Genomic DNA, 15,449 nt, shown 5'->3' with positions numbered 1-15,449 from the left:
ATTATGAGTGATAATCTATTTGAAGATAAAGAGGCGGCTACAGACGCTACAGGGCAAGAAGTAAAAAAAGACTTTCAAGGACTATTAGGTAGTGGAAGAAAATTTCTTTTTGAGTTATTAGAAATACGTAGTAACACAGATCCCGTAGCTACTAAAGAATCCATTATTGTTGATATTCCTTTCAAAGGGCATACTTCATGGATTTTAATTTGTTCCATTTTTATAGCTTCCGTTGGTTTAAATGCTAACTCTACAGCTGTAGTTATTGGAGCGATGTTAATTTCCCCACTCATGGGACCTATTTTAGGTATGGGCTTATCATTAGCAATTAATGATATTGACATGCTGAGACGTTCTCTGAAGAATTTTGGGGTTATGGTAGTTTTAAGCGTTCTAACTGCTTTCCTATTCTTTTATTTATTTCCATTAAGAGACGAATCTTCTGAGCTGCTGGCTCGAACAGCCCCAGATATTCGAGATGTATTAATTGCATTTTTTGGTGGATTAGCTTTGGTCATTGCACGTGCAAAAAAAGGAACTATTGCCAGTGTTATTTTTGGTGTGGCAATTGCAACTGCTTTAATGCCGCCGCTGTGCACAGTTGGTTTTGGTCTAGCAATAGGAAAACCACTTTACGCTTTAGGAGCGATGTATTTATTCACCATAAATACCATTTTTATTGCTTTAGCAACATTTTTAGTTATTAAATATCTTCGTTTTCCAATGGTGCGTTATGCGAATTCAAAACGAAGAAGGTTTATTGCCAGACTAGCTTCCTTGGTTGGTTTGGCCGTAATGATTCCTGCAGGGATTACTTTTTATAACGTGTTACAAGAATCTTTGTTTAGAAAGCAAGCACAAGAATTTTTGGCTGATACTGTTGAAATTTATGAGTTCAAAGGCAATGGGCGTTATGAAAACGATTTAACTGATGTTCATTTTGATAAAAAAGCAGGTTCTTATTTAGAGTTAGCTATTTTAGGTACTGAAGAAGTTCCTGAGAATATCATCAATATGTGGCGAAATAAAAAGAACACCTTTTCAAGGCTTATGGATACGGAATTAAGAGTCTTGCATGGAGGTCGTGACGATTCAGAACAGAAATTTAACTATGTTAATGAGTTGTATGAGTCAAAAAAGGCCGAATTACTAACCAAGGATGAACGAATTCGTGTATTGGAAGAGGAAGTAGCCAACTTAGGTAAATACGCAGAAAAAAGTATTCCGTTTGATGAGATTACTGCGGAGGCAAAAGTCAATTATGAGCACGTTGCCGGAATTGGATTTTCAAACAGAATTCAAACAGATTTTAACAAGCAAGATACTATTTCGCTCTTTGAGGTAAGGTTGAAAGATGGCCTTTCTGAAGAAGTTACTAACACTGAAATGACCAAAATAAGAAGTTGGCTTAAAGTGCGCTTAAAAGATAGTACGATACAAGTGAATAAAGTAGAGTAACTTAATTTCTTTCTTCAATGTACATTTGGCGTACTTTTTTGAATAATTCTGAAGAATACACAAAATCAGTTACTGCTTGATTGTCAGTTTTAAAGATTTCTTTATTGGTCCCTTCCCACTCTTTAAAACCATTCTTTAAGAAAATAATCTTTTCACCAATTTCCATCACCGAATTCATGTCATGGGTGTTAATAACGGTTGTAATATTATATTCATCTGTGATTTCTTGAATTAGATTATCAATGACGATAGCTGTTTTTGGATCTAAACCAGAGTTAGGTTCATCACAAAAAAGATATTTAGGATTCATCACAATTGCTCGTGCGATTGCCACTCTTTTTTGCATTCCACCAGAAATTTCAGAGGGGTATTTTGTATTGGCATCTACCAAGTTTACGCGCTTTAATACTTCATTTACTCTGTCACGCATTTCACTCATATTGCGTTTGGTGAACATATCCATTGGAAACATTACATTTTCTTCAACAGTCATAGAATCAAAGAGTGCGCTACCCTGAAAAACCATACCCATATCCTGTCTTAAGTCTCTTTTTTCGCTATTTGATAACTCAGAATATTTTTGACCACTATAACTTATAGTACCATCTTCAGGAACAAAAAGACCTAATAAACATTTTAGGAATACTGTTTTTCCGGAACCACTTTGTCCAATTATTAGATTAGTCTTGCCTTGATCGAAACAAGTGTCAATACCCTTTAAAACATGAGTGTCACCAAAAGATTTATGTACGTTTTCTACTTCTATCATTGTCCAAGCATTAATTGTGTTAATACATAGTTTAAAATGATAATGACTACACTAGTCCAAACAAAAGCTGTGGTACTTGCCTTACCAACTTCCAATGCTCCACCTTTCATATAAAACCCATGAAAAGAAGGCACAGTTGCAATAACAATGGCAAAAACAAGGGTTTTTACGAAAGCGTAGGTAATATGGAATGGAATAAAATCTAATTGTAATCCTTTAATAAATTCTCCACTTGGTGCATACTCTCCAAACACTGCTGCTACCCAACCACCTAATACACCAACATACATGGCAATTGCAACGGCAAAAGGATACATTAGCATTGCGATAATTTTAGGAAAAACTAAATAATTTAGTGAGTTTACACCCATTACTTCAAGAGCATCAATTTGTTCAGTAACTCTCATGGTACCAATGCTCGATGTGATATAAGACCCCACTTTACCTGCCATAATTATTGAGGTAAATGTTGGTGCAAATTCTAATATTACGGACTGTCTCGTGGCAAAACCAATTAAACTTTTTGGTAAAAAAGGGGAGTTTAAATTGAGGGCTGTTTGTATGGTAACAACACCACCTATGAAAAAGGCAATAAAAATAATAATGCCCATAGAGCCATAAATTAGTTCATCAATTTCTTTCAAAATTAAAGAACGCATAATGCGCCATTTAGTTGGTTTTTTAAAAACCTCCCTAACCATTATAAAATACTTGCCAATTGCAGCTATGTAATTCATTAAAATGAAAATCAACTTGTTCAGTAAAAATAACAATATTGCTGTGTATTTAACCTTGAATTAAATTTTAAAAAATATTAATTGATAGCTTTGTTACATTCAAATTAAGAAGATGAAAAAAAATAATCTAGTTCTTTTAGTGATAGCTGTTGTATTGAGTTTTTCAATAAGTACGGCACAACGAAAAGGAAAAAGTAAAGTTGTTGTGTCAGAATCAGGGCAAAATCCAAAATTGGTTGTTGGTATTGTAGTTGATCAAATGCGTTATGATTATTTGACTCGTTTTTGGAATCAATACGGAGATGGCGGTTTTAAAAGAATGGTTAACCAAGGCTTTAACTGTAAAAACCATCATTTTAATTATGCTCCAACTAGCACAGGACCAGGGCATGCTTCTGTTTATACTGGAGCGAGTCCTTCTTCTCATGGCATTATAGGGAATAATTGGTATGACAAAGTAAATGATAAGGAAGTGTATTGTGCCTCTGATGAGGCCTTCAATACTGTAGGTTCAAGTTCGGATGCTGGTAAAATGTCTCCTCATCGAATGTTAACAACAACGATAACGGACCAATTGCGATTACATACTCAGATGAGAGGTAAAACTATAGCTGTAGCCCTAAAGGATAGGGGAGCGGTATTACCGGGTGGACATACTGCTAATGCTGCTTATTGGTTTGAGGGAGGAACAACTGGAAACTGGATTACAAGTTCTTATTATATGGATGTTTTACCAAATTGGGTTGCGAATTTCAATGCTTCAGATGCCGTTGAAGTATATAAAAAACCTTGGGAAACCTTAAAACCGATTAGTAGTTATATTGAAAGTGGTTCAGATGCGAATACTTATGAAGGGAAATCAAAGGGTGAAACCACGACAACCTTTCCACATGATTTACCAAAGTTTTGGGAAGCTAATGGTAATTTCAATTCTCTACGATCTACTGCTTATGGAAATAGCATTACAACAGATTTTGCTATTGAAACTTTAAATAATGAAAATTTAGGTATGGACTCTGATACTGACTTTTTAGCAATAAGTTATTCGAGTACAGATTATGTAGGGCATAAGTTTGGGGTTAATTCTAAAGAAATAGAAGATACATATTTACGTTTAGATCAAGATTTAGCGAGGTTGTTAAGCACCTTAGATAGTCAAGTAGGTGCTGGTCAATATACTGTTTTTTTAACTGCTGATCATGGCGCTATTCATGTACCATCATTTTTAATAGATCAAAAAATACCCGCGGGTTATTTGAATGGAAAACAACTTAAAGAAGAGTTCAACGAGTTCTTAAAATACAAATATGGAACTACTGATTTAGTTAAAAACATAAGTAACTATCAGGTGTTTTTAGATAGAAAGGTCATCAACAATTTAGATATGGACTTAGATGATGTTCAAGAAGAAATTGCGCTGGAGTTACAAAGTTATGCTGATGTTGATAAAGTTTTTACTGGGTATCAAATGTGGCAGCAAGAGTATACAAGAGGTATTCCTTATGTTTTGCAAAATGGATGGAATCAGAAACGTTCAGGGGACGTACTTTATGTTTTAAAACCTGGATTTATATCATATCCAAAAACAGGTTCAACTCATGGCTCTTCACAAATTTATGATACTCATGTTCCTTTGTTGTTTTATGGGAATGGTATTAAAAAGGGAGGGACGGTTTCAAGAACAGAGATACCTGATATTGCGCCAACTTTGGCCAGTATGTTAGGTGTGGCTTTTCCAAATGGAACAACCGGTAAGCCAATAGTTGAGGTTTTAAAGTAAAATGGTTAAATATTAAATATCTTATTTAATATACCTTTCCATCGAAGTCTACGTATAAACTTACCTTCATTAGAGGTAACAAAACTTTTTTTGCCACTAAACCAAGCTCCCAAGTAACTAAACACTCCTTGTAAATATAGCTTAGGGCTATTAGCTTGCAAGGCCATTTTTAACAATGCGATTTTTGCCAATGGTAAACTATAACGCATTTTAAATAAAGCCTCTCCTTTGGCTTTATAATTCTTGGTGCTATAACCATGACCAGTTGGTCTTAAATGTTTGACCTTTAAGTGCTCATCGGTAAAAGTTTCAAAGCCATGATATTTTGCAAGTAAAGTGTCCACGGTATCCCAGCCCGTTGCAGGTCTTAGTCCTTCAATTTTATTAAAACACGCTTTATGGTACAATTTTATTGGTCCGCGAATATGTGTTTTAGTTGCAATAGTTTCGTAAAACCAGTCTTCCCCCTTTTTTATATATAATAAGCCGGAGCACATGCCCAGTTTCCAATTGCTTTGGAAATGGATTCTCATTTGCTCAAAGTAGTTACTTGGCAGAATTATATCAGCATCAAATTTTCCTATTAAATCATATGACGAGGTATGTTTTAAGCCATAATTAAAGGTGTCAACCACTTTTTTACCTGGAATATGTTCGTCGGTGCTTTTTCTTTGTAAAACTGAAATCCAATCATATTTTTGACTAAATCTGGTTGCTATTTTAAGAGTATCATCAGAAGAATTATCATCAACTATAATAAGCTCTTCAGGAGGTTGCGATTGAGAAACAAATGATACTAAGCAAGTTTGTAAAAACTTTTCTTCGTTATGAGCTGGAATGATAATGCTTATGCGCATAGAACAAATTTAGGCTCTTTCGGCATAAACAAGATAATACCTATTTGTAAAGAAGCGTAATAAAGGTCTAAAGCCTATTTTTTTGGTCGGATTAGTCCATTTAACGGAGTCAACAATTTTCCAACCTGCTTTTTCTAATAACCAATCAAATTGCCAATCTTCAAACTCATGATAATGACGATCCCAAGGGTCTGTTTTGCTTCTATAAGCTGAAGAAAACCATAAACGCATTGGAATACTGGCTACTAATTTATCAGCCTTTATTTCTCTTAAAACGTTAAAAGGTGCAATTAAATGTTCAAAAATTTCAAATGCTGTAACCACTTCAGCGTTCGAATTAGAAACACTTTTAAAATCAATATCTAAATCTTCCCCTGAAGTATTTTCAATATTAAAACCTTCAGATTTCATGATTTCAGAAAAGGGGTTTTCAACTCCTAAATCTAAAATATTTACTTCTTTAGAAATATGTTTTTGAAGAAATTCAAGGGTGATTCGATACCTTTTGTGTGGATATTTACCTTCGTACATCTTGTAAAAATCTAAATTTCAAATGACAAATTCCATAATTATCATTTAAAAAAGATAAGTCTTGAAATAATGTCACCTTAAGCCAATCATCGGCGGCTTTAAAAGTTACCCTATTGAAGTTATGTATCTACTCACTTAGACGCCTTGTTTTTTAATAGCGATAAACGATAGCATTGATGTTCATTCCTGCACCTACGCTTGCAAATATTATGACATCGTCTTTTTTTAAGCTATGATGTTCTACATTGCCTTTTCGGACGCGGTCATAAAGAATAGGAACGGTGGCTACCGAATTGTTCCCCATTTCTTTTATAATCATCGGCATAGCACCTTCAGGCACTTCTTTGCCATAAAGTCTATAAAAACGTTTTATTATAGCTTCATCCATTTTCTCATTGGCTTGATGAATAAATATTTTTTTGACTTCATCAATTGAAATACCTGTTTTGTTTAAGCAGTCAGCCATGGCTTGTGGAACATTGGAACAAGCGAACTCATATATTTTGCGACCATGCATTTTAATATATCGGGTATCTGAACACCCATTTTGGTCATTAGTTTTATCAAAGAAAAGGTAGTAAGCCTCGCCATTAGCATGGGTTTGACTTGCGTGTGCTAAAATTTCACCTTTCTTACTATCTGCTTCTAAAATACACGCGCCGGCACCATCAGAGTATATCATGCTATCTCGGTCATGCGGGTCAATTACTCTTGAAAGGGTTTCACCGCCAATAACCAAACATTTTTTAGCCATTCCACTCTGAATGAAAGCTTTGGCTTGAATAATGCCTTCAATCCAACCAGGGCAGCCAAAAAGCATGTCATAAGCAACACAAGAGGTGTTTTTAATTTGTAGCAGATGTTTCACCCTTGTGGCAAGAGAGGGCAAAGTGTCACCTTGAATTTTACCTTTTTCTACATCACCAAAATTATGTGCAAAAATTATATAATCTAATTCTTCCTTATTAATACCAGCATCAGCAATAGCCTTTTCGGAAGCAAGAAAACCAAGATCAGAAGTTTTTAATTCTGCTTTAGCGTATCTGCGTTCAGCAATGCCCGTAATTGCTTGAAATTTTTCAATAATGACCTCATTGGAGTTGGGTATTTCACTTCCATCTAAGCCTAGAAATTTATGATTAATGAAATCTTCGTTTTTAGTAATAATTTCTGGTAAATAGCTCCCTGTTCCGGTAATTCCTATTTTCATGAGTGGTTAGTAATTCTATGTAATGCACAATATACATTAAAACAACATTAGCTACTATGCATGCATAGTAGTTGTTACGACAGCCAAGACCAAGTAAACGATTTCTGTAAAATTGAAAAGCCCATTATTAATTTAAAATAATGGGCTTATCTCTTTAAAACATTGAGCTAATTAGGCTTCTGCGTATGCTTCAATAGGTGTGCAAGTACATATTAAATTACGGTCTCCAAATGCCTCATCTGTGCGCCTTACTGTTGGCCAAAACTTGTTATCCCCAACAAAATCGAGAGGAAAAGCAGCCTGTTCTCTAGAATAAGGGAAATCCCAGTTATCAGATGTCACCATGGCCAATGTATGTGGTGAATTTTTTAATACGTTATTCGGGTTTTCAATTATAGCGGCATCAATCTCTTTTCTAATGGAAATCATGGCATCACAAAATCTGTCTAACTCTGCTAGACTTTCACTTTCGGTAGGTTCTATCATCATAGTACCTGCAACTGGAAAGGAAACGGTCGGTGCATGAAATCCATAGTCCATAAGTCGTTTGGCAATATCAGTGACTTCAATACCATTTTCTTTAAAAGGTCGGCAATCTATAATCATTTCATGTGCAGCTCTGCCTTGCTCTCCGGTGTAAAGCACATCATACTTGCCGTTAAGTCTTTCTTTGATATAATTAGCACTCAAGATGGCTATCTTAGTGGAATCGGTTACCCCATCAGCACCAAGCATTTTTATATATCCGTAAGAAATTAGACACGCCAAAGCACTGCCCCAAGGAGCGCCAGAAATTGCTGTAATCGCTTTTTCTCCCCCGGTTGGAATAACGGGATTAGAAGGCAAGAAAGGTTTTAATTGTGGAGCTACACAAATTGGACCAACGCCAGGACCACCCCCGCCATGCGGAATGGCGAATGTTTTATGTAGGTTTAAGTGACATACATCGGCTCCAATAGTTGCAGGGTTGGTGAGTCCAACTTGAGCATTCATATTAGCGCCATCCATATAAACTTGGCCTCCATTATCATGAATTAATTTTGTAATATATCTAATAGAAGATTCAAACACCCCGTGGGTAGAAGGGTAAGTAACCATTAGGGCTGCTAAATTTTCAGAATGTACATTGACTTTTTCTTCTAAGTCAACCACATCGATATTACCGTGCTCATCAGTTTTTGTTACAACTACTTTCATGCCGGCCATCACAGCTGAAGCTGGATTCGTTCCATGAGCTGAAGCTGGAATAATACAAATATTACGATGTGCTTCATTTCGAGACTCGTGATAAGCTCTGATTGTCATCAAACCTGCATATTCTCCTTGTGCTCCTGAATTTGGCTGTAACGAAGTTCCTGCAAAACCGGTAATCACATTTAATTGTTTTTCAAGTTCTTGAAGCATAAACTGATATCCTTCGGCTTGATTTAGTGGAACAAAGGGGTGAATATTACCCCAATTAGCTAAGCTTAAGGGTAGCATTTCAGAAGCGGCATTCAATTTCATGGTACAACTACCTAATGAAATCATAGAATGGTTTAGAGCTAAATCTTTTCGCTCCAATTTTTTAATGTAACGCATCAATTCGGTTTCTGAATGATAAGAGTTGAATACCGGTTGCTCTAAAAATGTTGAGTCTCTTTTTAATTCATGTGGAATAACATCTATTTCATTGGCATAAGACTTAAAGCCATGACTCTCTGTTTTGTCCTTTTTTGCAGAAGAAAAAATACTCATCAAAGCTTTTAAATCATTATTTGAAGTTGCTTCGTTAAAAGATAATGAAACCATATTTTCGTCAATGTAATTCAAGTTCACTCCATGCTTTTCCGCAACGTTTTTAATTTTCATTGAATCGTTAACTTGAATCTTAAGGGTATCGAAGAAAACTGAATTAAGTTGTTTGTAATCTAGCTTTTGAAGAAATTTACTAAATAATTTAGCCTTATCATGAACTTTATTCGCTATAAATTTTAATCCCTCAGGACCATGATAAACAGCATACATGCCAGCCATTACGGCTAATAGTACTTGAGCAGTACAAATATTTGAGGTTGCCTTATCTCGTTTAATATGTTGTTCTCTTGTTTGCAAAGCCATACGCATGGCAGGATTACCATCAGTATCTTTGGTCATTCCAATAATACGTCCAGGAATACTTCGCTTGTATGCTTCTTTCGTTGCGAAAAAAGCCGCATGAGGGCCACCATAACCCAGCGGAATTCCAAAACGTTGGGTAGTTCCGACCACTACGTCAACACCCCAATCACCAGGTGCAGTTAAAGAAACTAGACTTAAAATATCTGCTGCAACAGCAACTTTAATATCATTCTCTTGCGCTTTTGTTGCAAAAGCCTCATAATCATGAACTTGTCCGTATTTACCAGGGTACTGCAAAATGGCGCCATAAAAATCATTTGAAAATTCAAACTTTTCATGATCACCGATAACTAACTCAATACCAAGAGGTGTCGAACGTGTTTTTAAAAGACTCAATGTCTGAGGTAAAATTTCTTCAGAAACGAAGAATTTTAAGACCCCTGCTTTCTTCTGTTGTCTGCTGCGGATATCATACAACATGGTCATTGCTTCAGCGGCAGCGGTACTTTCATCTAAAAGTGATGCATTTGCGAGTTCCATACCTGTTAAATCACAAATCATGGTTTGATAATTTAATAGGGCCTCTAATCTGCCTTGTGCAATTTCAGCTTGATAAGGAGTATAGGCTGTATACCAGCCTGGATTTTCAAGAATATTTCTTTTGATAACTGAAGGTGTCAAGCTTTCATGATAACCTAAGCCAATATAAGATTTGAATACTTTGTTCTTATTCGCAAGATTTTGGATATGATTTAAAAAATCATGTTCACTAATGGCTTCTGGTAAATTCAATTTTTCCTTAAGGCGAATATCATGAGGAATGGTTTGACTAATAAGTTCTTCCAAATCATTTACGCCAACGATTTCGAACATCTTTTTTAAATCTTTTTCGTGAACGCCAATATGGCGCAATGCAAACGCGTCTGTATTCATATTATATCAAAATAAAGACCACAAAATTAGGCATTTATTCTATGAAATTGAGCACTTTTGAAGACCTTGAATGTAAAGTTTTTAACGGGAAATTCACCAAAACTTTGGTTTGTCTAATTTTGTTTAATGAAGCTTTTTAAGCAAGTTTTTAATTTTTATCTAGATGCTAGTATACACGTGGCTTTAGCTGTTGTGTGTCTTTATTTTATTTCGCTTCAACTCTTAAAAGTTTCAACAAATTATGACCTTGTAGGTTTTCTTTTTTTCGGTACTATTGTTTGTTACAATTTTATGAAGTTTGGTGTTGAAGCAAAAAAGTATATAATCGTATCAAATCCTTATCATCGTTTAATTCAAATTTTTAGTTTTTTAGCCTTTAGTTCAGCATTATATTTTTTCTTGCAGTTAGATAATAACCTTTGGTTCAGCATCCTAATTTTAATATTAATAAGCGCCTTATATGCTATTCCTTTTTTGCCACAGACAAAAAATTTGAGGAGTTTAGGAGGGATGAAAGTTTATTTAGTTGCCCTCGTTTGGATGGGCTGCACAGTAATATTGCCTGTGCTAGATGCTAATTTATCACTAACGGGTGAAGTTTTTCTTTTAATAACTCAAAGAGTATTATTGGTTTTAATTTTATTGATTCCTTTTGAAATAAGAGATTTAAAATATGACGAACCAAGCCTTAGAACTTTGCCTCAACGAATTGGTATTTTGAAGACAAAATCCATCGGCTATGTTTTAATCGTGGCCTATTTTTCACTTCAGTTTTTTAAAACGACTGCGCTACAAGCTGAGTGGATAAGTGTTGTTATGTTTAGTTTATTGCTTTTTGCAATAATTAAAATGACCAAAGAAGACCAAAGCAAATTTTTCGCTTCTTTTTGGGTAGAAGTACTGCCTTTGGTTTATTTAATGCTATTGGTATTGGTAAAAGCGGTCTATTAAAACTGTTTTTCCAATTCTTTTTTCATCGTTTTTTTCTCCTCTTCTGAAATCATTTGAAGATTAGCTTTGTCACATAACGTTGTGAACTTGGTGTTTTTTGTTGAAAACTGATTACAGGTTTTACATATAAGAATGTGAAACCGAAGTTTTACAACTTGCCACCAAGACGCTTCTTTATATTGTTTCTTATTGCAAATATCAGCTGCTTTTTCACAGGAAATCATCATAATCTAAAACCAGTTTTGATTCATACACCCCATTAATGCGGTGCGGGCACGATGTATCATTACCCACAAGTTTGACGGATTTATGCCTAATTCATTACAAATATCTTCAGTACTCATGCCTTGAATTGTTTTCATTGTGAAAACTAAAGACTGTTTTTTAGGTAGTTTTGATATGCAATCATGAATTGCCATACCAAGCTCTTGATTCTCAATGGTTTCATCACCACCCAAATTAGAGGGGTCTGCAACTCTTTCTTCTAACCAATCTCCTTCGTCTTCAGAAGTGTTTGCATAACTCATACGAACTTCAGCCTTACCTTTTTTAGAATTGATTTTACGATAATGGTCAATCACTTTTCTTTTTAAAATTGCGATTAACCATGTACGTTCTGCAGCATCACCCTTATAATTTTTAGCAGATTTTAAACCAGCGAAAAAAGTTTCTTGTACTAAATCTTTAGCAATTTCTGCATCGCTCACACGTGTAATTGCGTAATTAAAGAGGTAATCCGCATAATTGTCTATCCAAGTATTAGGATCTAATTCATTAAGGGGCATAGTCGTTTTTCGGAATTTCAAAATTACAGGTTTTAAGTTAACTATATTTTGTTTTCGTACAAACGACTTCAAAATATATCACAAGAAGTTCACAGCTAGAAGTTTTGGCCTAATCTTAACGAAATTATTGATATCTATAAATATGTTCATTAGTTGCATATTTCTTCTATGGCGCTAAAAATAGTGTTGTACTTAAATTTAAATCCGGCCTTCAAAAGTTTTGTCGGGATTACATTTCTGCTTTTCAGAATAAGTTCGGTTTCAGTTTGGATTAGTCTTGCTCCAATTTCCAATAAACCTTTTGGTAATGGAATCCCGAATGGAACTCCGAGACTATTTCTTACTGTTTTCATTAATTTAAAATTGTTTGTTGGTTTTGGAGCCACAAGATTAATTACCCCATTAATATCTTCTGTTTGAAGAATAAATTCTATACTTCTAACAAAATCGTCTATATGTATCCAACTTACTTTTTGATTTCCTAAGCCTTGTTTACCCCCAAAACCAAGTTTAGCTAAATTTTTAATAGGAGTAAACGCTCCGCCACCCTTACCAAATACTATACTCGTACGCAGTGCTATTTTTCTTGTTCCTGTTTTAACCGAAGAGAAAAAGGCATTTTCCCAGGCTTTGGCCACTTCAACTGAAAACCCACTACCTATCTCGCCTCCATTCTCGCTCATCTCTATATCCAAAGAATGACGATAGATAGTTGCAGTTGAAGAGTTTAACCATACTTTGGGAGGTTCAATGGAGTTTTGAATGACTTGATCTAGAACCTTTGTAGAATTAACCCGAGAATTAAGGATTATTTTTTTATTCTTTTGATTATAACGGCAGTCCACAGAACGACCAGTCATGTTTATAAGAACATCACTTCCTTCAATTTCTTGTTGCCAATCATCAATGTTTTCTGCATCCCAATTCAAATATTTAATATTCTTAATCAATCGACTTTTACCTCGTGTAAGAACTGTAATATTGTCAAATTTTGGGCTAAAATATTCAATCAGCGATTTTCCTAGAAAACCGGTTCCACCGGCTATTATTAGTTTCTTCATTATAATATTGTTTTTTTTGGTGAATCAACAATCCATGTGAAATAAGAGGCTATTGACATTGGTAGAATGATATAAATAATAATACCAAAAATGTTATTCATAAAACTTTCAAATACTACAGGTATAAAGAACAGACCTGAGTAAAAAATTACAATTAAATGATAATAGTTAAGATGCTTCCGCTTATCGGAGTAGTTGAAGTCAAACCTCAGAATCAAACTTAATATAAGCTGAATAAAGCCTAGGGCAATTTGAGCAATTAGGCCGAGCCAAATCGTTAAATAAAGCAGTAAAGTAATAATGAAAGCTATAAGGTTTATATAATATATTTTCTTCATAATATTTATTTTAAAAGTTTCAGAAAAAATTGAAACTAATAATTAAAAAAATTAGCTCAACATTTTAAATAATGATTTGGTAAGCCAGTTTTGTTTTTGATTAATTACTTTATTGAGCATAGTGTCCGCTGTTTCGGCCAATTCATGTAATGCCTTGGTTTGTTTAATTAACTCTTGGGTGGCTGCAGTTCCATCATTCGCTATGCTGCTCACTGATTCTAGAGTTTTGATAACTGGTTTAATTTCTCGTCTACTGCGTTCCGTCGCAATGATTCTAGCCAATTCCTGCACATCTTTTTCGGTAGAAAAAAACTCTTTGCGCTCTCCTGCAACCAATTCTTTTTTAACAATACCCCAATCAATAAGTTGTCTCACATTCATACTTGTATTGCCTCGAGAGATTTTTAGCTCCTCCATAATTTCTTCAGTCGTCAGTGCTTTAGTAGAAATAAAAAGAAGCGCTTGAATTTGTGCCATTGCTTTATTAATGCCCCATAAAGTGCCTAAACTACCCCATGTGCTTATAAATTTGTTTTTTGCTTCTTGATATTCCATAACACAAATATAATAATTTATTTCAAACTTTCAATAATTATTGAAAGTTTGAAATGATATGTAGTCAACGGCTTTTCATAATCTTCTTTTGTTTCAGTCGTTATGACTAATCAAGATTAGGTTTACATTAATGAATATCTTTATGATGTTATTTTTAAGCCCGAAATTACTATTCATTTTTTGTGCGAATTTTATTGAAGATTATTTTTAATATAAAAGTTCACCATTTTATACTGGATAATGGAAAACAAACATAAACGAATGCGTATTGGAGAAGGAAAGATAAGTGGTGCACTATCAATATTTTTGGGTGCACTTTCTTTAGGTGGAATTCTTTGTTTTAAATTTCCTGAGCAACTAACCACACCAGAATTTAGAGAGGTTTACACTCCTGAAATTGTTGAAAATTTAATGTTAGGAGGTATTATAGCAACCTTTCTGTTTGCACTGGTAAGCCTACTGCTAGCAAATAATAAAAAGTATGCGGTTGTTGGAGTAGTATTAGGTGCTTTGGCAGTATTACTAGGGGGAATGACCGTAGAGGGTAGGGCGGTAGAAAAAATGAATTGGAGTTTAGGATTAGATTGGCTTATATTGGATTTATTAGTAATGGTATTGATATTTGTGCCAATAGAATTGGTTTTTCCAAAGAATAAGCTTCAATCTAAATTTCATCCAGAATGGCGCACTGACCTTGTTTATTTTGGTATTAGTCATTTAGCAATTCAATTATTTGGCGTGCTAACCAAGAAGCCGGCGGTGGCCTTTTTTGGTTGGATGAATCTTGACGGGGTTCATACTTGGGTAAATGAGTTACCATTTGTAATTGAACTCTTAATTGCTTTAGTGGTCACAGATTTATTTCAATACGCCGCTCACCGTATTTTTCATTCACACTATTTTCTTTGGCGTTTTCATTCCATCCATCATTCGACTGAAAATATGGACTGGCTAGCGGGTTCTCGAACCCATTTTATTGATATCTTTTTTACTCGAAGCATGTCTTATATGCCATTGTACGTTTTAGGTTTTTCAACACTCACTTTCAATGTATATATAGTTTTTATAGCTATCCATGCGGTCTTTATTCATGCAAATACTAGAATCAATTTTGGATTCTTGAAATATATTATCACAACTCCGCAATATCATCATTGGCATCATTGCCAAGAGCCAGAACATTACGGAAATAACTTTGCCGTAGTATTTCCTTTTATAGATAAGATTTTTGGCACCTATTACCTGCCTGGTAATGAATGGCCGAAAGGTACAGGTTTGGTAGATGCCTCTTTTCCTAAAGGGTTTATGAAACAGTTTATTTTTCCTTTTGTGAAAAACCCATTTAAGAATGATTTACTCCCCGAAGAGCGAAGTGACCGATAAT

At 34.7% G+C, this 15,449-nt stretch carries 14 protein-coding genes; 4 read left to right on the top strand and 10 right to left on the bottom strand.

Translation table 11 applies throughout. From position 1 onward, the window contains the following. Positions 1-3: 3 nt before the first annotated feature. Positions 4-1,458 (top strand): DUF389 domain-containing protein, encoded by a 1,455-nt coding sequence (locus RM520_RS12490; RefSeq protein WP_311388218.1) that lies wholly within the window; start codon positions 4-6, stop codon positions 1,456-1,458. Position 1,459: 1 nt separating this feature from the next. On the opposite strand, the gene RM520_RS12485 is transcribed toward RM520_RS12490, so the two are convergent. Together RM520_RS12485 and RM520_RS12480 are read right to left on the bottom strand one after the other, a co-directional pair. Further along, entirely contained in the window at positions 1,460-2,227 is a 768-nt protein-coding gene (locus tag RM520_RS12485) for an ABC transporter ATP-binding protein (RefSeq protein ID WP_311386011.1), read from the bottom strand. Then, complete coding sequence (locus tag RM520_RS12480) at positions 2,224-2,964, bottom strand: MlaE family ABC transporter permease (protein ID WP_311386010.1); 741 nt, start codon at positions 2,962-2,964, stop codon at positions 2,224-2,226. The genes RM520_RS12485 and RM520_RS12480 overlap by 4 nt, the downstream gene beginning before the upstream one ends. 112 nt (positions 2,965-3,076) lie before the next feature. Between RM520_RS12480 and pafA the strand changes: the two genes are divergently transcribed. Beyond that, a complete protein-coding gene (gene pafA / locus RM520_RS12475; protein ID WP_311388217.1) occupies positions 3,077-4,744 on the top strand; it encodes an alkaline phosphatase PafA in 1,668 nt (555 codons plus the stop codon). A gap of 5 nt (positions 4,745-4,749) precedes the next feature. On the opposite strand, the gene RM520_RS12470 is transcribed toward pafA, so the two are convergent. The 4 genes from RM520_RS12470 to gcvP all read right to left on the bottom strand — a co-directional run bounded on the left by RM520_RS12470 (position 4,750) and on the right by gcvP (position 10,375). Further along, positions 4,750-5,601 (bottom strand): glycosyltransferase family 2 protein, encoded by an 852-nt coding sequence (locus RM520_RS12470; protein WP_311388216.1) that lies wholly within the window; start codon positions 5,599-5,601, stop codon positions 4,750-4,752. A gap of 9 nt (positions 5,602-5,610) precedes the next feature. Continuing rightward, positions 5,611-6,132, bottom strand: coding sequence for a methyltransferase (locus RM520_RS12465; RefSeq protein ID WP_311388215.1), 522 nt, complete (start codon positions 6,130-6,132; stop codon positions 5,611-5,613). Between the two features lie 151 nt (positions 6,133-6,283). Next, positions 6,284-7,342, bottom strand: a complete 1,059-nt coding sequence (locus RM520_RS12460; protein WP_311388214.1) for a 3-oxoacyl-ACP synthase III family protein — start codon at positions 7,340-7,342, stop codon at positions 6,284-6,286. A gap of 171 nt (positions 7,343-7,513) precedes the next feature. Further along, positions 7,514-10,375 carry an aminomethyl-transferring glycine dehydrogenase gene (gene gcvP, locus RM520_RS12455; protein ID WP_311388213.1) on the bottom strand — a complete coding sequence of 954 codons (2,862 nt, stop codon included), beginning with the start codon at positions 10,373-10,375 and terminating at the stop codon, positions 7,514-7,516. A gap of 126 nt (positions 10,376-10,501) precedes the next feature. Here gcvP and RM520_RS12450 point away from each other — a divergent pair, with 126 nt between their 5' ends. Next, entirely contained in the window at positions 10,502-11,326 is an 825-nt protein-coding gene (locus RM520_RS12450) for a UbiA prenyltransferase family protein (RefSeq protein ID WP_311386004.1), read from the top strand. Here RM520_RS12450 and RM520_RS12445 read toward each other — a convergent pair. The 4 genes from RM520_RS12445 to RM520_RS12430 form a co-directional block, all read right to left on the bottom strand. Beyond that, positions 11,323-11,553, bottom strand: a complete 231-nt coding sequence (locus RM520_RS12445) for a hypothetical protein (RefSeq protein WP_311386003.1) — start codon at positions 11,551-11,553, stop codon at positions 11,323-11,325. The genes RM520_RS12450 and RM520_RS12445 overlap by 4 nt on opposite strands. Before the next feature lie 3 nt (positions 11,554-11,556). Next, the gene (locus RM520_RS12440) at positions 11,557-12,111 is read right to left on the bottom strand and encodes a sigma-70 family RNA polymerase sigma factor (protein WP_311388284.1); all 555 of its coding nucleotides are present in this window, start codon (positions 12,109-12,111) and stop codon (positions 11,557-11,559) included. A gap of 149 nt (positions 12,112-12,260) precedes the next feature. Next, the gene (locus tag RM520_RS12435; RefSeq protein WP_311388212.1) at positions 12,261-13,172 is read right to left on the bottom strand and encodes a TIGR01777 family oxidoreductase; all 912 of its coding nucleotides are present in this window, start codon (positions 13,170-13,172) and stop codon (positions 12,261-12,263) included. Positions 13,173-13,561: 389 nt separating this feature from the next. Continuing rightward, complete coding sequence (locus tag RM520_RS12430; protein WP_311386001.1) at positions 13,562-14,065, bottom strand: GbsR/MarR family transcriptional regulator; 504 nt, start codon at positions 14,063-14,065, stop codon at positions 13,562-13,564. Between the two features lie 240 nt (positions 14,066-14,305). Here RM520_RS12430 and RM520_RS12425 point away from each other — a divergent pair, with 240 nt between their 5' ends. Then, positions 14,306-15,448, top strand: a complete 1,143-nt coding sequence (locus tag RM520_RS12425; RefSeq protein ID WP_311386000.1) for a sterol desaturase family protein — start codon at positions 14,306-14,308, stop codon at positions 15,446-15,448. Position 15,449 lies beyond the last annotated feature (1 nt).

The sequence above is a fragment of the Croceitalea vernalis genome (assembly GCF_031846405.1).
In the GTDB taxonomy this organism is placed as follows: domain Bacteria; phylum Bacteroidota; class Bacteroidia; order Flavobacteriales; family Flavobacteriaceae; genus Croceitalea; species Croceitalea vernalis.
This window is presented reverse-complemented; position numbering and strand designations above follow the sequence as displayed.